A 23,022-nucleotide genomic window follows, 5' to 3' on the forward strand; every position below is an offset into this window, starting at 1 on the left:
CCGGCCAGCACATAAGACTCGGCATTGCCACCGCGCCTGCGGCCAATCAGCAATACCGCACTGCCTGCCACAAAGGCAAAGCCCAGCGCACTCAGCGGCAGGCCCCAGGCCTCGGCCAGGCCCAGGCTGCTGCCCGCCACAATGAATAGCGCCGCACCAAAACCGGCACCGGCGGAAATGCCCAGCGTATAGCTACAGGCCAGCGGGTTGTGCAGCACGGTCTGCATGATCAGGCCGGACACACCCAACGCCGCCCCCACCGCCAGCGCCATCAGCGCCACCGGCAGGCGGATTTGCCACACGATGACCCCATCGCCCCCTTCACCTTGCAGCAGGCTGTGCAGTACCTGGCTGATGCTCAGCTGTGCCGGGCCGCTGGCAATGTCCAGCAGAAAACTGCCCAGCAGCAGCATGGCAGCCAGCAGCAGGAAACCACACTGGCTGAGCCGGGACTGCCAGCGGCCAGCCAGCGAAAGGCTCAGCGTGCTCATGGCTTGAGGGACAGCAACCAGCTGCCGCTATAGGCAACAGGCAGATAGCGCTGATGGTACTGGCGCAATTCGGCCAGCGGGTCGACATCGGCAAACTGGGCCGGGTACAGCTGCTTGGCGATAAAGGCCATGGCGGTGTAGTCGTTCAGGCTGCGGCACAGGCCGTGCTCGATGGCATAGACATGCTGCTGGCGCACTGCTGGCAGGCTGCTCCAGCCCGGTCGGCCCAGATAGGCTTGCAGGCTGGCGCGGGCGTCCGCAGCGTTATGGTTGTATCCGAGTTTGACTGCCTTGGGGCGGTTTACCCAGGACGAACCGGCAATGAAGATGTAGTCCGGCTGCGCAGCCAGCACGGCCTCCGGGTTCAGCGGCCCCCAGTTGGCGGCAATGCGGCCATTGGCCAGATTGTCGGCACCCAGGGTGTCCAGCAGCTTGCCCCACATGGTGTCGCGGTAGGTATTGCCCATCGTGTCTGCGCCGTCGCGGCCCAGTTCCACATATACCCGTGGCTTGCTGGTGGCCTTGGCCAGTGCCACGCGGCGCAGGATGTCACGGTATTTGCGCTGGTATTGCTGCGCCAGTTCTTCGGCGCGGATATTGCTGCCCATCACCGCGCCAATGGCACGGGTGCTGGCCAGATGCCGCTCCAGCGTCTGGGCGTTGTAGTCGATCACCACAATGGGAATGCCGGCCTGGGTGATTTGCTGTACCGCCGTGCCCAGCACCTTGAAGCTGCCCTCGGGCAGGATCAGCACATCCGGCTTCAGCGCAATCACCTTTTCCGCGCTAAAGGTATTGTCCTCGCTATAGCCTACGTCCGGCATGGTGTTGAGTGCCGGAATCACCTGCTGATAAAGCGCCCAGTTGGCTGGACGCCAGCCTGCCCACGGGTTTTTGCTGATGCCTACCACTCGCTTCCAGCCCTCGGTACCGGCGATGGCGGTGAAGTCCTCGAAATTGAAACCCAGCACTACCCGTTTGGCGGGTACATCCACCACTACCTTGCGATTGAGGGCATCACTGATGGTGAGCGGTTTGGCAAAGGCGGGCAGGGCCAGCAGGGTGGACAGGCAAAGGGCAAGCAAGGTGCTGCGGCGGCTGGTCATTATTCTTTGGGCATGAAGTGACAAGGCCGTCATTTTAAGGGTTGGGCGGGGTAGGGTGCTGCGGCAAATTGTCGCAGCATGGTGCGGCAATATGTCACAGCGCTTTGCCTTGGCAAGCTTGTAAGCTCGCAAGATTGACAGGCCAGGCCGCCGAACTGCGTTCGGCAAGCATGCTTGGGCCTGATTGGCATAACAGGGCTGGCAATCACCAGTTTGACCGGCCCGGCTGATTATCCGTTGCTCACTTGGGAAACAACATGCATTACCACACCAAACCGGCCGTCGTGGCCGTCACCCTTGCCCTGTCCGCCCTTGGCCAACTGGCCTATGCCGCCGACAGCACTGAAGTACAGCAAATGCCGGAGGTGGTGGTCCACGGCACCCGGCCGGACAGCTTGGCCAATGGCAGCACCCTCAATCAGGCACAGCTGGCTGGCCAGGCAGCGCGCAGCAGCGACAGCGCCCAGCTGTTGCAAGACATTCCCGGCCTGAATCTGCACGCAGCCGGTGGTTTTTCCAGCTTGCCGGTACTGCGCGGTCTTGCCGACGACCGCCTGCTGGTGAAGACCGACGGTGCCAGCCTGATTGCCTCCTGTCCCAATCACATGAACTCGCCGCTGTCGTATATGGATGCCAGCAAGGTGGACAGCATCCAGGTGTATAACGCGGCCGCACCGGTCAGCGCCGGTGGCGATAATATCGGCGGGGTGATTGTGGCCAAATCGGCCGCCCCGCAATTTGCCGCCGATGGCCAAATCTTGCAGACCGGCGAAGTAGGGGCCTTCTACCGCAGTAATGGTGATGGTCGCGGTGCCAATGCCAGTGCTACCCTGGCCAACGACCATGTCAGCATCAACTACACCGGTTCCACCGCGCGCAGCAATGACTACGACGCCGCAGCCGATTTCAAGAAATCCGGCCTGGCCGCTACCGGCCGCGCCTGGATGGATGGTGCTACCGTAGGTTCCACATCCTACAAGACTGAAAATCACGAACTGGGCGTGGCCTGGCGCGATAACAACCAGCTGCTGGAAGCCAAGGTGGGGGTGCAGCGCACCCCGTATGAGGGCTTTGCCAACCAGCGCATGGACATGACCGACAACAGCAGCGACCAGCTGAACCTGCACTACAACGGCCAGTTTGCCTGGGGCGAGCTGGATGCCCGGCTGTACAGCCAGTATGTGCGTCATCACATGGACTTCGGCAATGACAAGCAGCTGGATTACATGGGCGACATCGGCATGCCGATGGACACCGCCAGCCATACCCAGGGTGGCAGCCTGACGCTGGATCTACCATTGAATGCCGGCAACAAGCTGAAGCTGGGAACGGAATTCCAGCGCTACCAGTTGAATGACTGGTGGCCGCCAGTAGCGGGTGACACCATGATGATGGGGCCGGAAACCTTCTGGAACATCAAGAACGGCAAGCGCGACAAACTGGACGTATTTGCCGAATGGCAGGCTGACTGGGCCCCGCAATGGCGCAGCATCATCGGTACCCGCCTGAGCCAGGTGAAAACCAATGCCGACAATGTATCCGGCTACAGCAGCATGTACGACAGCGACGCCGCTGCTTTCAATGCCCAAAGCCACGCCCGTACCGACAACAATATCGACTTCTCGGCGCTGACCCGCTACACCCCGTCAGTCAGCCAGCAGTATGAACTGGCCTTTGCCCGCAAGACGCGCTCGCCCAATCTGTACGAACGCTACACCTGGGCCACCGACAGCATGACCTCCATCATGAATAACTTTGCCGGTGATGGTAACGGTTATGTGGGTAACCCCAACCTGAAGCCGGAAGTGGCCAATACCCTCAGCGGCAGTGTTGACTGGCATGCTGCTGATGGCGAGGCGTGGCAGTTCAAGCTGAGCCCGTACTACAGCTACGTGCAAAACTACATTGATGCCAAGCGTTACGACGCCAGCAGTACCGCCACCACCGGCTATGTGGTGCTGCAATATGTCAACCAGAACGCCCAGCTATACGGTGTGGATGTCAGCGGCAAACTGCAGCTAGCCAAAAACACGGCCTATGGCAGCTTTGATGCCACCGCCCAGCTGAGTTACACCCGTGGCGAAAACCTGACGACCGGCGACAATCTGTACAACATCATGCCGCTCAACGCCAAGCTGGCGCTGGTGAACAAGCTGGGGCAATGGACCAGCACCGCCGAATGGCAGGCCGTACGCGCCAAGACAGAAGTCTCGGCCGTGCGCAACGAAGCCAAGACTCCCGGCTACAGCCTGTTTAACCTGCGCACCCGCTACGAGAACAAACAGTTCAGCGTAGACGTGGGCATCGACAACGTGTTCAACCGCTTCTACACCCTGCCGCTGGGTGGTGCGTATACCGGCCAGGGTGCGACGATGGGCATCAACAGCATTGCCTGGGGTGTTGGTGTGCCGGGGCCTGCCCGTTCGCTGTATACCGCCTTCAACTACAAGTTTTGAGCCTGAAGCGTTCTTTGTATTTTCGAGCCCACCAACATGGTGGGCTTTTTCATTGGCAGGCAGTTTTGGCTGCGACATATTGTCGCAGTTGCCGATTTTTGCCGCAGTCCATGTATGGCCGCGATGAAAAAAAACGATAATCAACGCGCTCACTGAACCTACAAAGGCAAAAAAATGAAAAGCAATTCCTTGAAGCATGTGGCAGCTACCCTGCTGTTGGCTGGTATTTCTGGCCAGGTACTGGCCTGTGCCAGTTGTGGTTGCACGCTTAGCTCTGACTGGGAAAGCCAGGGTTTTACCTCGCAAGAAGGTTTGAAGCTGGATATCCGCTATGACTACCTGAACCAGAATCAGCTGCGTCAGGGCAGTCACAGCATTTCTGCTGCCAATGCCAGTCAGGTGACCACGCCCAGTGGGGATGCGCAGGAAGTAGAAAAGTACACCCGTAACCAGTACCTGACGCTGGGACTGGACTATGCGTTTTCCAGTACCTGGGGCGTCAATGTGCAAGTGCCGTATATCGACCGCCAGCACAGCACGCTGGGGCAGAATTCCGACGGTAACAGCCCGGCGGATGGTGCATATGATTCGCACACCCAAAGCCTGGGCGACATCAAGGTACTGGGCCGTTATCAGGGCTTGACCGCGCAGCACAATCTGGGCTTGCTGTTTGGCCTGAAACTGCCCACCGGCAGCCATACCCAGACCGGTACCTCTACCGACCCGTCCAGTCCCGGAACGAGTGCCAGCATTGACCCCGGCTTGCAGCCGGGCACCGGTACCACCGACCTGATTCTAGGGGTGTATTACTTTGATGCGCTCAACAAAAACTGGGACTACTTTGCCCAGGCGACGGTGCAAAAAGCGCTGGATACCGTGGACGAATATCGTCCCGGCACCGGTTACAACGTGAATGTGGGGGTACGTTACATGGCGTGGCAGGGCATTACCCCGCAGTTACAGCTCAATACGCGTTATGTGATTCACGACCATGGCAGCAATGCCGACCAGGTCAGTACTGGCGGAACGCTGATGTATCTGAGTCCGGGCGTGTCACTGGCGCTGAGCAAGCAAACCACAGTGTATAGCTTTGTCCAGTTGCCGATTTACCAGAAAGTGAATGGTGTGCAACTGGCACCGCGTTACACCGCCAGTGTGGGTGCGCGTTTCGCCTTTTGAGTAAAAACCGGGGCCAGCCTGCCCCGGTTTTATTTTGCTTGCAGCCAGGGGGTGACTTCGGCCTCCAGTACCTTCTCATCGACAGTGGGGCTTCCCACACTGCCATCGCGCCGCAAAATGCCCTTGCGATCAATCACGAAAGTCATGGGCAAACGCCAGATCCGGCCAAAGCCGGATAGCTTGCTGTCCCGGCCCACGGCACCGGTATAGGCAAATTGCTGCATGATGCCGCGCACACTATTGTCCTCGCTGGCCTCGTCCATGCTGACGGCAAACACCTGAAGGCCTTGTTGACGATGTCGCAGGTAATAGTTTTGCAGCGCTGGCATTTCTTCGCGGCAATAACTGCACCACGTGGCCCACAGATTGATGATGACGACCTGACCGCGTAGCTGTGCACTGCTGACCGACTGCCCCTGCAGGGTGTGCAAGGTAAAGTCCGGTACCGGCTGGCCTACCTCCAGGCTGGCAGCCATGGTGGGCAGGGTGATCAGCAGGCCAATGATGGAGAGGGCGGCGAGGGCTCTATGCAAAAGACGTGGCATGTTTCGGTTTGCTGACGGTGGTGAAATGTGTTGATGTGCAGGGCACTATAACACTGTCTGTGGTGGAGCGCCGGGTAGCGCCGATTCTTGCTGCGACAATATGCCACATTTTGTTTTTGTTATTTCTTATTTATAGTGGTTTGCGGAATACAAGCACTCCAAGGCTTGCTAACCCATGTTTTAACTGCACTGACCATGCAGAATAAATGCCCACCCTGACCAGGTGGGCATTTTCATTTCATTATTATTTCAGCGCTTGCCATTCTGCGGCAATATGTCACATTTCCATCTTCCCGCAATGGATATATCATTTTGTTACCTCAAACAAACTTCAAACACTTTGTTGAGTGCCGCCTCCCCCCGAGGCGGCTTTTTTATTTCTACGCTATGTTTTTTGATTGCGACAATATGTCGCACACGAAAAACCACTTGAAAATAAAGGGTATTGGCAGCTTGCGACATTTGGTCGCATTCTGGCAATTCCAGTTATATGGCATGGTGTCGCTGTTTTTTATTGCAGGTGCATGAGGCCATGAAAGACAAAAAAAATTATCGCCGGGATATTGTCCTGGTATTGCTGGTGAAGTTGATTCTGCTGGCCCTGTTGTGGTCGGCATTTTTCCGTGAACGGCCGGCCGTTGTGCCGACCAAGGCAGCCACGCACTGGTTGCAACACGAGGAGGTAGCACCATGAATGAAGCACTGGTAGATATATCGCGGTTGCAGTTTGCTGTAACTGCCCTGTATCACTTTCTGTTTGTTCCGTTAACACTGGGGATGGTGTGGATTCTGGTTATCATGGAATCCGCCTATGTCATTACCAAACAGGAAATCTACCGCGACATGACCCGCTTCTGGGGCAAGTTGTTCGGTATCAATTTCGCGCTGGGGGTGACCACCGGTATTACCATGGAATTCCAGTTTGGTACCAACTGGGCCTATTACTCGCATTATGTCGGGGATATTTTCGGCACCCCGCTGGCGATTGAAGGCTTGATGGCGTTCTTTCTGGAATCCACCTTTATCGGCCTGTTCTTTTTTGGCTGGGACCGGTTGTCGCGCGGCAAGCATTTGCTGGTGACCATCCTGATGGCCATCGGCTCCAATCTGTCGGCCTTGTGGATTCTGATTGCCAACGGCTGGATGCAGGACCCGGTAGGCGCGCATTTCAATTACCAGACCATGCGCATGGAAATGAGCTCGATGTGGGACATCGTGTTCAACCCGGTGGCACAGGCCAAGTTCGTCCACACCGTCAGCGCCGGTTATGTGACCGCCGCCTGCTTTGTGCTGGGCATTTCCAGCTGGTACATCCTGAAAGGCCGTGACCTGCCGTTTGCCCGTCGCAGTTTCCGTATTGCTGCGGCCTTCGGTTTTGCTTCGGCCTTGTCGGTGATTGTGCTGGGCGATGAGTCCGGTTACACCGTGGCGGAATCGCAGCAAACCAAGATTGCGGCGATTGAAGGCATCTGGAATACCGAAGCCGCACCAGCAGCGCTGACCTTGTTTGCCATTCCGGACCAGGCTAACCGTACCAATCACTACGAAATCCGTATTCCTTATGTGATGGGCCTGATTGGCACCCGCTCCACCAGCAAGGAGATTCCGGGTATCAACCAGATTGTGGCGCGTAACAAGCAGCGTGTTCTGAATGGTCAGCAAGCCGTGATTGCGCTGGAAGCATTGCGCAAGGCACCGCAGGATGCCGCTTTGCGTGCAGCCTTCGAAAAGAATCAGGGCGACCTGGGCTTTGGCCTGCTGCTGAAAAAGTATGTGGCTGACGTACGCACCGCCACCCCGGCCATCATCGACCAGGCGGCCTGGAGCACCATTCCCGATGTGGTACCGATGTTCTGGAGCTTCCGCCTGATGGTGGGCCTGGGCTTCAGCTTCCTGCTGCTGTTTGGCTGCGCCTTCTGGTTCTCGCTGCGCAACCGCTTTGCCGGCAAAACCTGGCTGCTCAAATGGGCGCTGCTGTGGATTCCGCTGCCGTGGATTGCGGCAGAACTGGGCTGGGTGGTGGCTGAATACGGCCGTCAGCCGTGGACGGTATATGGCTTGCTGCCGACCCATCTGTCCACCTCTTCGCTGACCGCAGGCAGCGTGGTGGCTTCGCTCACCGGCTTTGTGCTGTTTTACACGGGCCTGTTGATTGCCGAGATGTTCCTGATGGTGAAGTACGCCCGTCTGGGCCCGGCCAGCCTGGGTACCGGCCGCTACCACGAAGAAACAGCAACCCCGCACGGCAAGCCGCAACTGGCTGGCAAGGAGGCTTGAGTCATGTTTGATTACCCGACAATCAAATTTATCTGGTGGCTGCTGGTGGGCGTGTTGCTGATCGGCTTTGCCATCATGGATGGCCACGACATGGGCGTGGGTGCGCTACTGCCCTTTGTTGGCCGCAGCGATACCGAGCGCCGGGTGGTGATCAATACCATCGCCCCGCACTGGGACGGCAATCAGGTGTGGTTCATCACCGCCGGTGGTGCCATCTTCGCCGCCTGGCCCTTTGTCTACGCCACGGCATTTTCCGGCTTTTACTGGGCGATGCTGGCGGTGTTGTGGTCGCTATTCTTCCGCCCGGTGGGTTTTGATTACCGCAGCAAAATCGAAGACCCGCGCTGGCGTGCCTTCTGGGACTGGGGCCTGTTTGTCGGTGGTTTCGTGCCGCCGGTCATCTTTGGCGTGGCCTTTGGCAACCTGCTGCAAGGCGTGCCTTTCCACTTTGACGACACCCTGCGCGTGTTTTACGAAGGCAGCTTCTGGGCCTTGCTCAACCCGTTTGCCCTGCTGTGTGGTCTGGTATCGGCCAGCATGATCCTGCTGCAAGGTGCCACCTACCTGATGCTGCGCACTGAAGAGAAGATGGCGCAACGTGCCCGCACTGCGGCCATGCTGTTTGGCGTGCTGACTATCGTGCTGTTTGTGCTGGGCGGCCTGTGGGTCGGCCATCTGGATGGTTACGTGATTACCGCTGGCGGAGAAGCCGCCGCGCAGTCCAATCCGCTGGCCAAAACCGTGGTGCGTGCCACCGGAGCCTGGCTGGCCAACTACCAGCGTTATCCGCTGACCATAGCCCTGCCGCTGCTGGGCATTGTCAGTGCGGTTGCTGCGGTTGCGCTGGCTTCGGCACGCAAGGCGGGCCTGGCCTTTATCGCTTCCAGTCTGGTACAGGCCGGGGTGATTGGTACTGCCGGTGTCAGCCTGTTCCCCTTCCTGCTGCCGTCCAGCTCGGACCCACGTTCCAGCCTGACCGCCTGGGATGCCACCTCCAGCCAGATGACGCTGAACACCATGTTCTGGGCCGCGCTGATTTTCACGCCCATCGTGCTGAGCTACACCACCTGGTGCTACCGCGTGATGCGCGGCAAGGTGACCGAGCAGCACATCCGTACCAACAGCAAGAGTGTTTACTGAAGCGAAAGGACAAAATCATGTGGTATTTCGCCTGGATGTTGGGGCTGCCGCTGGCCGTGGCCATGGGGGTCATCAATGCGGTGATCGAGGAAAGCCTGCATCACGATGATTGATACAGTGTAAGTGTTGTACAGGGCGACGCAGCGTGTGCTGCGTCGCTTTTGTGCTGTTGGCGTTGCTGCTTGTGACGCGTGTTGCAGGCATGGATGAAGGAGTAGCCATGAGCGTATTGCTGGTGGATGATGATGTCGATTTTTGCCAGGTACTGGCGCGCACCCTCAGGCGGCGTCAGCTGGATGTGCTGCTGGCACACAATGGCCGCGAGGCGCTGAGTCATGCTGCGGATAGTTGCCAGCGCATCATCCTGGATTTGAACCTGGGCGGGGAGAACGGGCTGAACCTGCTGCCGGCCTTGCGCAACCATTTCAGTGACAGCCGCATTCTGGTGCTGACCGGTTATGCCAGCATTGCCACGGCAGTGGAGTCTATCAAGCTGGGAGCCACCCAGTACCTGTCCAAGCCCGCTTCGGTGGATGACATCCTGCAGGCCTTCGAACAGGCCGAGCCAGACCCGGAGCTGCCTATTTCATCACGGCCGGTGTCGGTACGGCGGCTGGGTTGGGAGTACGTGCAACGCATCCTGCTGGAAAACAACGGCAATGTTTCTGCCACCGCCCGTGCGCTGGGCATGCACCGCCGCACCTTGCAGCGCATGCTGGCCAAGCATCCGCCTCCGGTGGTGCAGGCCCTGTCTGGCAGCAGCGAGCTGCTGCGGTCTCTTGGGGCTGACGATGGAGTCTAGTTTCCAAACAGTCAGGCTGTGACAATTTGCCACATGGCGTTGCCTGTGCTCGCTGTCTATGATGTCCGGATTTTCCAGCCTGGCTAGCGCCATGCCTTTTTCTGCCGACATCACTGCTTTGTATCTGAACCATATTGTCGAACTGCGCCGCTACCTGAGTGGCAAGGTAGACAGTTCCGCCCTGGCCGACGACCTGGCCCATGAAACCTTTGCCCGTGTCCTGGCAAGCGATAAAGGGCTGGACAGCGTGCACCAGCCGCGCGCCTTGCTGTTTCACATTGCCCGTAACCTGCTGACAGACCATTACCGTAGCAAGGCTGCCCATGCCGGGTGGATGGTGCCGCTGGAGTCGTGCCAGCAACAGGTATCTGCAAGTCCCTCTCCCGAGCGCATCGTGCTGGCCCGTCAACAATTGGCCCAGCTACGGCTGTCGATTGAAAACCTGCCGCCGCGCTGTCGTCAGGCATTCGTCCGTTTCCGCTTTGATGGCATTCCGCAAAAAACACTGGCAGCCGAGCTGGGCATCAGCCTCAATGCGGTGGAAAAACTGTTGATCCGCGCGATGCTGGCCTTGCGCCAGCAGCTGGAGTGGGCATGAGCCCTGCGCCGGATGCAGCCGTGCGGCAGCTGCAAGAGGAAGCAGCCCGCTGGTTGTTACGCCAGCAAGAGGGGCTGACTCCACAGCAGCAGGCGGAATTCCAGCGCTGGCATGATGCCGCGGAAGAACACCGCCAGGAATATGCTGCCCAGTGCCGGCTGTGGGGTGCCCTGGACCAGCTGGCCAAAGCACCCGCGCGCCGACGCGGCCGGGCTGCCAGCCTGGGCTGCCTGTTGCTGGCGGCGCTCGGCGGCTGGACCTTGCTGCACTTGCCGGTGCAGTCGGCGCTGTTCACCGCCTATGGCCAGGGCAGCAGCCAATACCTGGCTGATGGCAGCAAGCTGACACTGGGAGGCCATAGCCGGGTGCGGGTGGACTATCACTGGGGCGAGCGGCAGTTAGTGGTGGAGCAGGGTATGGCCCGTATCCGGGTGGCACCCAATCCGCGCCCGCTGCGCGTGCTGGCTGGGGCAGGCGAGTTACGCGATATCGGCACCGAGTTTGATGTGATGCGTAGTGGAAATCAGGTAGCGGTGCATGTACAGCAAGGCCTGGTGGAGCTGCGCCTTGCTGGCCAGGTGCTGCAACTGGCTGCCGGACAGCAAGCCAGTTATCAGAGCCAGCATCTGACAGGGCCGTTATCCGCGGGCAGCTTTGACTGGCAGAACGAAACCTGGACCTTCAACCATCTGCCGCTGGGGGATTTGCTGCTGGCGGTGAATGGCCAGTCGGCCCAGGTTTGGCGACTGGCGGACCCGTCACTGGCCAGTCTCTTGTTGAGCGGCAGCGTACAGCGCGATGACCGTGACGGTTTACTGAGCATGCTCACCAGCATGCTGCCCTTGCAGGCGAAGCAGCAGCCGGATGGCACTGTCTTGTTGAGCAGAAAAAAATAAATGCTGAACCATGTCAGGTTGTTGACCCTTGTTTCGTCTTCCTTCTTGTCCGTGATGAACACTCAAAAGCAAAGAAACGAAGATGAAACAACGCTATCCATCCATGGGACTGGCCCTGCTGGTTTCCGCCCTGTTTTCCAGTGCCGCTCTGGCACAGGATGTGACAGTCAACATTGCGCCGCAAAGCCTGGCCTCTGCCCTGACCGGGCTGGCCGGGCAAACCGGCCTGCAACTGCTGTTTGCCAGCCAGGAGCTGGATGGTCAGCACAGCGCCGGGCTCAATGGCACCATGTCCGCCGAGCAGGCGCTGGCCCGTCTGCTGCAAGGCAGTGGCTTGCAAGCCCGGAAAACCGCGGCCGGCAGCTATATCATTGTCAAGGCAGCCAATCCGGCTAATGCGCAGCTGATGCCGGAAGTGCTGGTGACCGCCAGCGCACTGGACAGCTACAAGGCTGACAAGGCTGCCATTTTTGGCAAGAAACCGGTCAGCCTGCGCGAGATTGCCAACTCGGTATCGGTGGTGGGCAAGCAGCAAATGGAAGACCAGCACATGACCACGGTGGCCGATGCCATGCAGCAGGCCACCGGTGTCACGGTCATTGCCAACGACACCCTGAGCAACCAGTACCTGATTCGCGGTTATAACTCGGTCGGGGTGATGTATGACGGGGTGACGTCGTATAACGGCCTGTCGCCCTCGCACCAGTTTGATCTGCCCTTGTATGAAAGCATCGAGGTGCTGCGAGGCCCCGCCGGACTACTGCGCGGGGTGGGCGAGCCGGGGGGTATTGTCAATCTGGTAAAGAAAAAGCCGCAAAAAGACTTTGCCGCCAGTTGGGAAGCCAGTACCGGCTCGTGGAGCAACAACCGTCTGGTGGGGGATGTCACCGGTGCCATGAATGAAAGCGGCACGGTGCAAGGCCGGCTGATTGCCAGCAGTGAAGACCGTGCCTATTTTTACGATCACACCCACAGCAACAAGTGGTTGTTGTCCGGCATGTTGCGTTTTGAACTGAGTCCGCAAACCACCTTTGACATCAGCTATACCGGGCAGAACCAGACGGTAAAAGACCCATGGTCCGGCTTGCCCACTTACACCACCACCGATAGCAGCGGCCATTACCAGTTGCTGAATGTATCGCCCTCCACCTTCAATGCGCCTGACTGGGGGCGCACCAGCTACAACACCCAGGAGCTGTCCGCTGCGCTGGAGCACAAATTCGGCAATGAATGGGCTGCCAAACTGAATGTGAACCACCGCGTGCAGGAGCTGTACTACAAATATGCCTATACCTCGTCCGGCCTGAACCCGCTGACCAATACCATCGACTACAGCACCATGCGCGGTGACTACACCTATACCCGCGACGGTATGGACCTGAGCCTGTCCGGCCCGCTGGAAATGTGGGGTCGCAAGCATGACATGCTGCTGGGCTTCAATGTCGACGAATACAATAGCAAGGGCCGTTCCGGTCGCGGGCCGACTTATTCCGGGGTGGACTATGCCAGCGGTAACAGCCTGGCCGAACCGGTCATCAACTACACCTCGGGCAGCGAAAGCAATACCCGGCAAAGCGGGTTCTACACCCAGGGTCGCCTGCACCTGACTGACGCCACCACCCTGCTGCTGGGGGCGCGCACCACCACCTTCCTGGCCAAGTCGCACAATATTGCCCCGTCCACCTTTACCGACTGGAAAGACGGTGCCAAGGCCAGCAATCGCGTCACGCCTTATGGCGGCCTGCTGTACGACTTCAGTCAGCAAGTGACCCTGTACGCCAGCTATGCCAATATCTTTGTGCCGCAAACCCAGCAAAAAGCCGACGGCTCCACGCTGGACCCGCGCGTCGGTCGTCAGTATGAAGTAGGGGCCAAGGGAGATTTCCTCGATTCCAGACTGGGCGCGACCCTGGCCTTCTTCAACATCCGTGACAAGAACCGCGCCTATGCCGACCCGGCTTATCCCAGCTCCAACTACTACCTGAATGCCGGTGAAATCGAATCGCAAGGGGTGGAGCTGGAAGTGCAGGGCAAGGTAAACAGCCGCTTTGACGTGACGGCTGGCTACACCTACATGACCACCAAGTATCTGTCCGACCCCAGCAACCAGGGCAAGACCTACTCGATCCAGACCCCGCGCAATCAGTTCAAGCTGTGGAGCAACTACACCTTTGCCGATACCGGCTGGCTGAAGGGTTACTCGCTGGGGGGCGGGCTGATTGCCCAAAGCCGTGCGCAAAGCTCGCGCGGCTGGTCGGACGAGGTGGTAAACAGCGGCTATGTAGTGGCCAATGCCCGTATCGGCTACCAGTTCAACAAGAACTACAGCCTGGCACTGAATATCAACAATCTGTTTGATACCCGCTACTACGCCTCGGTTGGCACGCCGAATATCTACAACTTCTATGGCGAACCGCGCAATGTCATGCTGACCCTGCGCGGCAAGTACTAAGCCTGCCTGCAAGCCGGGGGCCTCGACTCCCGGCTGGAGACCGTGTCATGTTGCAGCGTATTTTTCATGGCGGCCTGCTGACTGCCTGCTTGCTGTCCGTCCCACGGCTGGCTGCCGGACAGGAAGTCGCCCTGCATTTTGCCTTGCAGGCGGGCGAGCAGGCCCTGTCTTGTGCCAGCCCTGCATTGCCACTGGGGCAGCCGCCCGTACCCACCCGGCTGAAAGATGCCAAGTTCTACCTGTCGGACATCCGCCTGCTGCGTGATGATGGCCAGCCGCAGGCCCTGCAGTTACATGCGGATGCCTGGCAGTCGCACGATGTTGCCTTGCTGGATTTCGTCCCCGGCGGTGGCAGCTGTCATGCCGGAGCTACCGGGCCGGTGCATGACACCGTGCAAGGGGAAGTGCCCGCCGCTCACTACCGTGGCCTGCTGTTCACCATCGGGGTGCCGCTGCAAGGGCGGGATGAACAGGGGCGGCCAGTCAGCCTCAATCATGGCAATTTCGAGCTGGCCGATGCCCCGCTGGATCGCGCCAGCATGGCCTGGAGCTGGCAGGTGGGGCGCAAATTCATCAAGCTGGAACTGCTACCGGAAGGCGGGGTGGCACGCAGCAGTGGCCGCGCAGCGGTGTGGACGCTGCATCTGGGCTCCACCGGCTGTAGTGGTAACCCGGCCGAGGCGGGTGCCGTGCATTGCCTCAGCCCTAACCGGGTCAGCGTGATGCTGCCGGATTTCGACCCGGCACAAGACCATGTGGTGCTGGATGTGGCCCGCTTGCTGGCCGGCAGCAATCTGGCCGAGGACAAGGGCGGGGCCAGTGGTTGCATGAGCAGCATGGACGACCCGGAATGCAAGCCACTGTTTGCCCAGTTGCAAATACAGCTGGAGGCGGGAGATCGGCGCGGGCAGCCCTTGCTGCCGCAGACATCGCCAGCCTTTGTCCGGGTGCAACAGCCATGAAGCAGAGCGCAAGAGGGTGGGGACTGCGGAGGGCCTACAGTGGGCTGGCCTTGTCGGGTTTGCTTTGCCTTGCGCCCTTGCAGGCGGCGGACAGCTTGCCGGGCAACTGGCAATGGCGCTTGCCTGCCGGTTTTGCTGCGCCGGTAGTGCCGGCTGATAACCCGATGAGTCAGGCCAAAGTGAAGCTGGGGCATTATCTGTTCTACGAAAAGCGCTTGTCGGGCAATGGCAAGCTGATGTGTGCCAGTTGTCACATCCAGCGGCTGGCATTTACTGATGGCCGGCCGGTATCACGCGGCTCCACGGGTGAATACACCGCGCGCAGCGCGCAGGCGCTGATGAATGTGGCCTGGAACGCCAGCTATACCTGGGCGAATCCGGCACTCACCAGCCTGGAAACGCAGATGAGCGTGCCCTTGTTTGGCGAAAATCCGGTCGAGATGGGGGTGAACGACAGTAACAAGCAGCGGGTGTTGCAACGCTTGCAGGCGGATAAGCTCTACCGGCAGCTGTTTCGTCAGGCGTTTGCGCAGGATGCTGCGCCCATCAGCTGGCGCAATATCATCCGCGCTATTGCCAGCTTCGAGCGCAGCATGGTGTCAGGCAATGCCCGGTACGACCGCTACTTGCAAGGTCGCGCCCGGCTGAGCGCCGCCGAGTTGCGCGGCAAAGACTTGTTCTTTGGCGAGAAGGCCGAGTGTTTTCACTGTCATGGCGGTTTCAATTTCAGTGACCAGACCGTATCCGTCAAAACCCGGCTGGAAGAAATGCTGTTCCATAACACCGGGTTGTACAACCTCGACGGCAAGGGGGCATTTCCCGAGGGCAATCGCGGGGTATACGAGCTGACCGGCCTTGCCGAGGACATGGGCAAGTTCCGCGCGCCCAGCCTGCGTAATATCGCTGTTACTGCACCCTATATGCATGATGGCAGCCTGAAAGACTTACCATCCGTGCTGGCCTTCTATGCTGCTGGTGGCCGTAAACTTGCCCATGGCAGGTATCAGGGCGATGGCAGGTTGAATCCCTACAAGAGTGAGCTGATTGGCAATATCGAACTGAATCGGCAGGAGCAGCAGGACATCATTGCGTTTCTGGGTACGCTGACGGAGCAAGAGTTTTTGCATCAGCGCGCACTGGGTGACCCGTTCCGGCGCTAGTCCCTCATTCCAGATCGGCCAACATCTTGCAAAACATCGCCACGCTGCCGGAACGCTGTCGGCTGCCCAGGTCACAAGCTTCGTCACCGCACCACGCAACACATCCTCCTCAATCGTAGGGCGGTCGTTCCCTGCCAGCGGGCGATCACCTTGCCGCACCATCCCCAGTCCGGCTCAAGCAGGATTTCTCAGGTTTGATACAACCCGCGCAGGCGGAATGGGTGGTTTGGCCCTGCAAACGCCAGCCTCAAGCTCTGCAAATTTCCCGCCGGGTGTGGACCGGCAGCTGGAATGGCGGCTTGCGTACCGGTTTGTGTTTCAGTTCTGACACAGGTGTCCAAATACGATGGCATGGAGAATCTGAATTTCCCTTATGTCATAAGGACTTGCTGCGCCTGGCATGCTTTCTGCACTAGAGAGGGCATTGTCAAAGCTGACGGGAGCAGATGATGAAGCCGAATATCCATCAACTGCTTCTGCTGTTTCTGGCCAGTTCAGCCCTGCACGGGCTGGCACAGGCGGCGGGGGATGGCGACATCATCATCGGCAGGGAAGTGCCCAGCCGCAGTGCCATCCGTCATGGCGACCCCAGCCCCGATGTCAGCGAGGTGAGCGCATCTCCGGCCACGGTGATTGTCGGTGCCACCCGGCAAGTGGACAGCATCAGCAGCCAGGCTGGCGAAATGGTACTGGGTGCCGTGCATGGCAGTGTGGGCAGCCAGAGCGCACAACTGCAAGGTCTTAATGTCACGGCATTTACCGCTGTCACCGGTGCCGGTGCTGCCAGGCCCTCAGGGACGAGTGGCAGTGGCGGCGGGCTTGCTGCAACAGGCATCAGCCAGCAGTTGCAATCCGGCTTGCAGTCTTTGCCGATCATGAGCGGTTTGGCGCACTAGGAGAGGCAGCATGCGAATCCTGCAATTGTTGTGGCTTGGCAGTTGCCTGGGGTATGCGCTGGCGCACGCCGAGCAGGCTGTGATCGACAACAGCGGACAGTCAGCCAACGGGATACTGGCGGTGAACCAGGCCGCTGGCAGTGCCAATCAGCAGGGCAATCTGCAGGCCCTGGCCGTGTCCACCACGGCCGGCCATGCCAGTGTCTCCCTTGCCCGCCAGCCGTCGGGTACCAGCACCGCCGTCACGACGGATGCCACGGCCAGTATTACCGGTGCGGCCTTTTCCGGCAGTCAGGGGCTGATGGCCATCAATCAGACTGCAGGTAATGAAAACCAGTCCCTGAATGCCTTGAGCCTGGCCGTGTCTCCCCGGCCGCAGGCTACCGCGCAGCCAAGCGCTGCTGCCGACAGCCTGCTGGCCAGTACTGCGGGTAGTGCTCCGGCAGTGGCCGGCGACAACAGCCACACCCGAACCGATATTTCCCCCACCGCCTTCCAGGGTAGCCGGGGGCTGGTGCAACTGAACCAGATTGCTGGCAGCCACAACCAGGCTGTCAATGTAGTGGCCGTGCAATGGGCCAATCCGTGAGCAGTACCGGCTGTCACCCGCATGGTGATGACCGGCATTCAAGCAAATCGCCTGGAGAATAATCATGACCGCAATGCTGCAGAAAAAAGTGCTTTTCCTCGCTCTTGTTGGTGTGTGTGGCGTAGCCTATGCCGGCGGGGCAGACCGCCCTGACGACCCGTCGTCTTCCACCACTAGCAAGATCAGCAACAATCTGTCCAACACCTACAGCAATACCAATGTCAGCCTGACCGGTACGGCCTATCTGGAAGGCATTGCCGTTTACGAAGTGTTTGATCCCAAGGCCGATGCCATGGCCTCGGCCCGGGTGGATGATGTACAGAAGAACCTGGCCAACAAGCTGAATGTGACTGACCCGTCCAAAGCCACGGTGAAGGGTAGTGTCACCGGCATCCAGGGCAATGCCGGGGTGAATAATGCGTCCGGCTACTTCAACCAGCAGGCTAACAATGTGGCCATTGCCTCGGTATCTGGCAAAAAGAGTGGTGCGGCCGCAGCGGTTTCCTTCGAGCAGTTGAATGATGGCAACACCTACACCTTTGCCGAGCCGATGCGCGGCACGTCCAACAGCATGGATGCCAGCGTCACCAACTCGGTGAACAACATCCAGGGTAATGCCAGTGTCAATAATGCTGCCGGTGCCGGCAACCAGCAAAAGAACGATGTTGCCCTGTCCTCCGCCAGTGCCGCCGTGCTGGCCACGGCTTCCGCCGGTGGCACCCAGGTCAATCAGGGAACGTCGGTTACCACTTTCTTCCCGCTTAACAGCACGGCGGGCATCTCCGGTTCCGTCAACAACATCAGTGGCAATGTCGGCCTGAACAATGCCGCAGGCTTGTCCAACCAGCAGGTCAACAGCCTGTCGGTTGCCGCCACCCACTAACGTCTGGAGAGACCGGCAGCGCAGTCCCGTGGCCGTGCTGCCGGTTTGCGACCATGAAACTTCCCATCCGCTTGCTGTTATCCATTCCGCTCTTGCTGTTCTGTTCGGGGGGCGGGCAGTTTGCCCAGGCCGCCGACTTGGCGCTGCCTGCCTACACCGGCGAGGGTAATGTTTACAAGCAGGTGCACAGCCTGCGCGAGTTGCGCTTTCGTTATGTGGTGGAACAAAAAACCGATTTCAGCTGTGGTGCCGCCGCGCTTACCACCTTGCTGCGCTACGGATTCGGCCTGGACCTCAACGAGCAACAGGTCATTGCCGGGATGATGGCCGGTGCCAATCCCGATGTGGTCCGGCAGCAGGGTTTTTCCATGCTGGACATGAAGCATTTCGTGAATGTGCTGGGCTTGCGCGCCAGTGGCTTTGTCAGTGGTGCCGAACGCCTGCCTGCATTGCGTATCCCGGCGCTCATCATGCTGGACATCAATGGCTACAAGCACTTTGTGGTATTGAAGATGGCCACGCGTGACACGGTGTATGTGGCAGACCCTGCGCTGGGTAACCGTGCCATTCCCATGGCGGACTTCACCCGGCAGTGGAATGGCGTATTGCTGGCGGTGGCCGGGCCGGGTTACCGGCCACAAGGGCCGTTGCGCCAGTTTCCCAGCCCCTTGTCGGCCCGCCAGCTGATGGTGAACATGGCACCGGTGTCGCCGGCCGATCTGGTGGAATACGGTTTTCTTTACAGTGATTTCTTATAGCCTGTGCCGGCAGGCATGCGGGATTGCCGGGCAAAGGCAGGGAGCAGCACATGCGTACCTTGACTACGGTAGTGCCGGCGCTGTTGTTGCTGGGCTTCAGCTTGCCCTCACAGGCCATGCTGGCCTATGTCGATGACGCTGTGCTCGACAGCATGCGCGGGCGTTATGTGGATGCCGGGCAGATTGTGCGTTTTGGCGTGCAGATGCTCAGTACCTGGCAAAATGCCGCAGGCGTGGTGCAGGGGGCTGGTGTCCAGCTGACTGCCCAGGCCGGTGCCGTACCGGTGATCAATCGCTATACGCTTGACGGGAGTACGGGCAATCCTGCCGCTGTCAGCCTGTCTGGCGGCATGGCTTCGGTGCAGGGCATGGTGCAGGTCAACCAGCAAGCCGGTAATGGCAATGTGTCACGTAATATCACCACGATAGATATCAATGACGGTGCGGCGTCGGCCAGTATGCCGGCTGGCTGGCAAGCCACTACCCAGGGCAGCAGCACCCTGAACGGGCAGCTGGGAGTGAGCATCGATATGGGCAGTGCCGGGCAGATGGGGCAATCGCTGGGGCAGGGCCAGCTGGTCCAGTTCTCGCGCCTGACCGGTAACGGCATCGTCACCAGCAACACCCTGCATATCCAGCTGGTGTTGCAGCCACAGGCAGGCCTGATGAACTTCATCATGCCCAGCCGCAGCATGTTGTCCGGCATCGGTTTGCACTGACGCAGTCCCTGTCTGTACCTCGCCTGCAGGAAAGCAAGGCCTGGCTAGTCGCCAAGGCCAATTCCGTATTTCTTTACCAGCCGGTACAGGGTGGCACGGGAGATGCCCAGCTCGCGCGCGGCCTGGCTGCTGTTCTGGCCATGCAGCTCCAGCGCCATTTCCACCGCCTCGCGCTCGGCATTGTCACGGATGGCGCACAGGCTGTTGCGCTGGGATGGCATGGCAATGCCGCCCAGCCCCATGTCTTGCGGCCGGATGACCTTGCCGCTGGCCATGGCCAGCCCCTGGCTGATGCGGTTTGACATCTCGCGGATATTCCCCGGCCAGTCATGTTGCAACATGATGACCATTGCCTCGTACGACAGCCGTTTGTGTGGCAAAGCCAGCCGCTGGGCGTTTTGCGCCAGCAGGTGTCTGGCCAGCAGGGGAATGTCGGAACGCCGCTCGCGCAAGGGCGGCAAATGCAGCTGGCAGACGCACAGGCGGTAATACAGGTCTTGCCGGAAGCGGCCACTGCTGATGGCCGTGGGGAGGTCGACATGGGTGGCGGACAGCACACGGGTGTCGATACTGCGGCTGCGATTGTCACCCAGCCGGTCTATGGTGCCTTCCTGCAGGAAGCGCAGCAGGTTGACCTGCGCTTCTATCGCCATGTCACCGATTTCATCCAGAAACAGCGTGCCGTTATGGGCCGCCTCGATACGGCCTATCCGGCCGGAAGACGCCCCGGTAAACGCGCCGCGCTCGTGGCCGAACAATTCGGACTGCACCAGATTGACCGGCAAACCACCGCAGTTGACCGCCTGGAAGGGGCCATCGGCCCGGTCTGAGTATTGATGGAGCAGCCGGGCCACCAGCTCTTTGCCGCAGCCGGACTCGCCAGTAATGAGGACAGTGACATTGACACGCGCCAGTCGGCGGATTTCCTGACGCAAACGCCTTATGCAGGCATGTTCGCCCACCAGCTGCTTGCTTTCTGCAGGCGTTTCTTCTTGTTGCAGATGCCGCCGGAGGCTGGTCTTGCCGTGCAGCCGTCCCAGCGTTACCGCCAGCCTGGCACTCTCCACTGGCAGGCAGTGGTAGTCGTAGCAGCTGTCATTGATGAAACTGCGCACCGCCGGGTGCTCCAGCTGCTGACGGTCGGTCAGCAGCACCCACTCCATATCCAGCTGACTGCCCAGCTGTTGCAGCATGTCCAGTTTGCGTTGCAGCTTGTTGTCCAGTAATAGCAGCCCGGCGCTGAACGGGCCTGCCTGTCGCGGTTTGAGTTGCTGTACATCGTGCAGGTGGGTGATGTGCCAGTACTGCTGGTGCAAGTCCTGCAGCACGGGGTGCAAGGCATCCGACCCCAGCGCCAGCAGTGTTTTGCTCGATTTCATTGCTGACTCCGTCAGAAGCGGTAGGGGAACTTCACCGAAAACGCGTAGTTGGGGCTGTCCGGAGTCATGCCCAGTGACAGGTTGGGAATGATGGAAAGCCGCTTGCTGTAGGCATAGGTGAGGCCCAGATTCAGGTTGGCGGCATTGGCGCTGCTGCCCACCACACTTGCCCAGTCGCTGCCTTGCTGCCGTACCCGCGCCTGACCGACTATCTGCTGTGAATAGGACAAACCCAGACTGAGCTTGTCGTTGAGTGCAAAGGCAATACCGGCACCCCAGTTCCAGCTGTCACCCAGCCGTACATCGCCCGGCTGGGTGACCCCTGCCGTGGGGCTGATGTCGCTGAAATGGCCATCCAGATAATGGGTGTAACCCACGCTGGCAAACAGCACGGCCGGGTCTACCGTCTTGACGAAGGACAGGCCGGTGGTGATGCCCCAGACGCCATTGCCGGTGGGCAGCCGGTCTGGCAGCGAGAGATTGTTGTTGCCGGCCGACTGAATCAGCTTGATGCCATAAGGGCTGCGCCCGGTGGGGGCCTTCACGCGCAAGCTCCACACCACATCCGGCCAGTCGGCGTTTTCTTCCACCAGCTTGTAACCCAGTCCAAAACTGATATCGCCCAGGGTAGGCCCCTGACGTACCGAGCCTTGGGACACCGTGCTGGCCGATCCACCCGCGCCGCCCGAAAAATAGGTGGCGTCCCGTGCTACCCAGGGGATGTCGATATCCAGCTGCCAGCGCGGGCTGGGCGAGTAACGGGTGGTGAGGTCCAGCGTCAGGCTGTCGCTGACCACCTTGTCCAGGTTGATATTGCCCAGAAAGATGGAATCCAGCGCCAGAAAGCCATTGAGCACCAGCTCGCGGGTGTCGTAATGGGTGTAGGTGAAGCTCGGTTCGATGGAGAACTTGCCAGGGGCAAAACCGCTGGCTTCCTGATAGATGTCTTCCACGCTCTTGGGTACGTCGCTGACCACGGGCAGCGCCGGGCCATTGTTGCCAGCCATGGCTGCGGAGTTTGCGGCTGCATCGGTTCCAACATTCCTGCTGCTCAAGCCGCTGTTGTTACTGCTGGCTGAGCCTGCAAGCTGGCCATCACGGCGGCTTAGCGCGGCCAGCTGCTGTTCCAGTTGGCGTATGCGCTGTTCCTGCTGGCGGTTGGTTTGTGCCAGATCGCTGATTTGTTGTTGCAGGCCTTCCAGGCTGATATCGGCATGAACCTGCATGGGAACAGACAAGGACACTGCGGCAAGAAACAGGCTGTTTCGCGTGTAGTGCAAGGTAGTCGGCTGCATGATGGTTTCCTTGGCGTACTGGTGCGGCTGGCCCACCTGTATCCTCGGCTTGTGCTGGCAGCCGGATGGAATGCAGCAAGAAGACTTCCCCGCTACCACGTTGGTAGAGTAATGATGCCCCTTGAATTTTTCATATAGAAATAATTTAAACTGTATTAATTGTTGCTTGCTTTTTCATTCTAGTTGCTACCCAAGCCAAAGCAAGCCCTACCAAGTTGTCATTGACATTATTTGCCGCATGGTATTTTCCCCTGCTGCATGCTTCAGGCGGAAAACCGGCTGTTGCAACAGGGTAAAGTGCAGCCCGGTCGGGCCATGTATCGATGGATGGCTGAAAAAGCAAACACCCCGCTTACGGGCGGGGTGTGGTGTCGGGCGAAGAGGGTTGCCGGCTGCGGCTTGTTATTGCTGGCTGCTGTGGTTCAGAACCCTGCGGATG

The 23,022-nt window shown here is 59.5% G+C and carries 22 protein-coding genes; 17 read left to right on the forward strand and 5 right to left on the reverse strand.

What is annotated here, in order from left to right:
* Positions 1–491: iron chelate uptake ABC transporter family permease subunit (locus JHD62_RS12070; RefSeq protein WP_199103106.1), on the reverse strand; the 491-nt coding region annotated here is incomplete at its 3' end.
* Positions 488–1,597, reverse strand: a complete 1,110-nt coding sequence (locus JHD62_RS12075; protein WP_199103107.1) for an ABC transporter substrate-binding protein — start codon at positions 1,595–1,597, stop codon at positions 488–490. The genes JHD62_RS12070 and JHD62_RS12075, both read right to left, overlap by 4 nt.
* A gap of 257 nt (positions 1,598–1,854) precedes the next feature.
* Between JHD62_RS12075 and JHD62_RS12080 the strand changes: the two genes are divergently transcribed.
* Positions 1,855–4,053, forward strand: a complete 2,199-nt coding sequence (locus JHD62_RS12080; RefSeq protein WP_199103108.1) for a TonB-dependent receptor — start codon at positions 1,855–1,857, stop codon at positions 4,051–4,053.
* Between the two features lie 174 nt (positions 4,054–4,227).
* Positions 4,228–5,232 (forward strand): hypothetical protein, encoded by a 1,005-nt coding sequence (locus tag JHD62_RS12085; protein ID WP_199103109.1) that lies wholly within the window; start codon positions 4,228–4,230, stop codon positions 5,230–5,232.
* A gap of 29 nt (positions 5,233–5,261) precedes the next feature.
* On the opposite strand, the gene JHD62_RS12090 is transcribed toward JHD62_RS12085, so the two are convergent.
* On the reverse strand, positions 5,262–5,777 hold the full coding sequence (locus JHD62_RS12090) for a TlpA disulfide reductase family protein (protein ID WP_199103110.1): 516 nt from the start codon (positions 5,775–5,777) through the stop codon (positions 5,262–5,264).
* Between the two features lie 532 nt (positions 5,778–6,309).
* Between JHD62_RS12090 and cydP the strand changes: the two genes are divergently transcribed.
* The 15 genes from cydP to JHD62_RS12165 all read left to right on the forward strand — a co-directional run bounded on the left by cydP (position 6,310) and on the right by JHD62_RS12165 (position 19,909).
* Positions 6,310–6,471 (forward strand): cytochrome oxidase putative small subunit CydP, encoded by a 162-nt coding sequence (cydP, locus tag JHD62_RS12095; protein WP_181837159.1) that lies wholly within the window; start codon positions 6,310–6,312, stop codon positions 6,469–6,471.
* Positions 6,468–8,054 carry a cytochrome ubiquinol oxidase subunit I gene (locus tag JHD62_RS12100; RefSeq protein ID WP_199103111.1) on the forward strand — a complete coding sequence of 529 codons (1,587 nt, stop codon included), beginning with the start codon at positions 6,468–6,470 and terminating at the stop codon, positions 8,052–8,054. Before cydP ends, JHD62_RS12100 begins: the two co-directional genes overlap by 4 nt.
* Before the next feature lie 3 nt (positions 8,055–8,057).
* Entirely contained in the window at positions 8,058–9,194 is a 1,137-nt protein-coding gene (cydB, locus tag JHD62_RS12105; protein ID WP_199103112.1) for a cytochrome d ubiquinol oxidase subunit II, read from the forward strand.
* Positions 9,195–9,211: 17 nt separating this feature from the next.
* The gene (gene cydX / locus JHD62_RS12110; protein WP_113023936.1) at positions 9,212–9,307 is read left to right on the forward strand and encodes a cytochrome bd-I oxidase subunit CydX; all 96 of its coding nucleotides are present in this window, start codon (positions 9,212–9,214) and stop codon (positions 9,305–9,307) included.
* A gap of 107 nt (positions 9,308–9,414) precedes the next feature.
* Positions 9,415–9,996, forward strand: coding sequence for a response regulator transcription factor (locus JHD62_RS12115; RefSeq protein ID WP_233160892.1), 582 nt, complete (start codon positions 9,415–9,417; stop codon positions 9,994–9,996).
* A 91-nt stretch (positions 9,997–10,087) separates the two neighbouring features.
* Positions 10,088–10,594 carry an RNA polymerase sigma factor gene (locus tag JHD62_RS12120; protein WP_199103113.1) on the forward strand — a complete coding sequence of 169 codons (507 nt, stop codon included), beginning with the start codon at positions 10,088–10,090 and terminating at the stop codon, positions 10,592–10,594.
* Complete coding sequence (locus JHD62_RS12125; RefSeq protein ID WP_199103114.1) at positions 10,591–11,490, forward strand: FecR domain-containing protein; 900 nt, start codon at positions 10,591–10,593, stop codon at positions 11,488–11,490. Before JHD62_RS12120 ends, JHD62_RS12125 begins: the two co-directional genes overlap by 4 nt.
* Positions 11,491–11,572: 82 nt before the next feature.
* Positions 11,573–13,942: a TonB-dependent siderophore receptor gene (locus tag JHD62_RS12130; RefSeq protein ID WP_199103115.1), complete on the forward strand. Its 2,370-nt coding sequence runs from the start codon at positions 11,573–11,575 to the stop codon at positions 13,940–13,942.
* Between the two features lie 47 nt (positions 13,943–13,989).
* The gene (locus JHD62_RS12135; protein ID WP_199103116.1) at positions 13,990–14,904 is read left to right on the forward strand and encodes an MbnP family copper-binding protein; all 915 of its coding nucleotides are present in this window, start codon (positions 13,990–13,992) and stop codon (positions 14,902–14,904) included.
* A gap of 50 nt (positions 14,905–14,954) precedes the next feature.
* Complete coding sequence (locus JHD62_RS12140; protein ID WP_233160893.1) at positions 14,955–16,064, forward strand: methanobactin export MATE transporter MbnM; 1,110 nt, start codon at positions 14,955–14,957, stop codon at positions 16,062–16,064.
* 449 nt (positions 16,065–16,513) lie between these two features.
* Positions 16,514–16,960 (forward strand): hypothetical protein, encoded by a 447-nt coding sequence (locus tag JHD62_RS12145; protein WP_199103118.1) that lies wholly within the window; start codon positions 16,514–16,516, stop codon positions 16,958–16,960.
* Positions 16,961–16,970: 10 nt separating this feature from the next.
* Complete coding sequence (locus JHD62_RS12150; protein ID WP_199103119.1) at positions 16,971–17,549, forward strand: hypothetical protein; 579 nt, start codon at positions 16,971–16,973, stop codon at positions 17,547–17,549.
* Positions 17,550–17,613: 64 nt separating this feature from the next.
* Positions 17,614–18,432 carry a hypothetical protein gene (locus JHD62_RS12155; RefSeq protein ID WP_199103120.1) on the forward strand — a complete coding sequence of 273 codons (819 nt, stop codon included), beginning with the start codon at positions 17,614–17,616 and terminating at the stop codon, positions 18,430–18,432.
* Positions 18,433–18,485: 53 nt separating this feature from the next.
* Positions 18,486–19,190: a C39 family peptidase gene (locus JHD62_RS12160; protein ID WP_199103121.1), complete on the forward strand. Its 705-nt coding sequence runs from the start codon at positions 18,486–18,488 to the stop codon at positions 19,188–19,190.
* A 50-nt stretch (positions 19,191–19,240) separates the two neighbouring features.
* Positions 19,241–19,909 carry a hypothetical protein gene (locus JHD62_RS12165; RefSeq protein ID WP_199103122.1) on the forward strand — a complete coding sequence of 223 codons (669 nt, stop codon included), beginning with the start codon at positions 19,241–19,243 and terminating at the stop codon, positions 19,907–19,909.
* A gap of 44 nt (positions 19,910–19,953) precedes the next feature.
* Here JHD62_RS12165 and JHD62_RS12170 read toward each other — a convergent pair whose 3' ends face one another.
* Positions 19,954–21,288, reverse strand: a complete 1,335-nt coding sequence (locus JHD62_RS12170) for a sigma-54 dependent transcriptional regulator (protein WP_199103123.1) — start codon at positions 21,286–21,288, stop codon at positions 19,954–19,956.
* Between the two features lie 11 nt (positions 21,289–21,299).
* Complete coding sequence (locus JHD62_RS12175; RefSeq protein WP_199103124.1) at positions 21,300–22,583, reverse strand: transporter; 1,284 nt, start codon at positions 22,581–22,583, stop codon at positions 21,300–21,302.
* Positions 22,584–23,022 lie beyond the last annotated feature (439 nt).

It is taken from the genome of Aquitalea sp. ASV11 (assembly GCF_016429185.1).
GTDB lineage: Bacteria > Pseudomonadota > Gammaproteobacteria > Burkholderiales > Chromobacteriaceae > Aquitalea > Aquitalea pelogenes.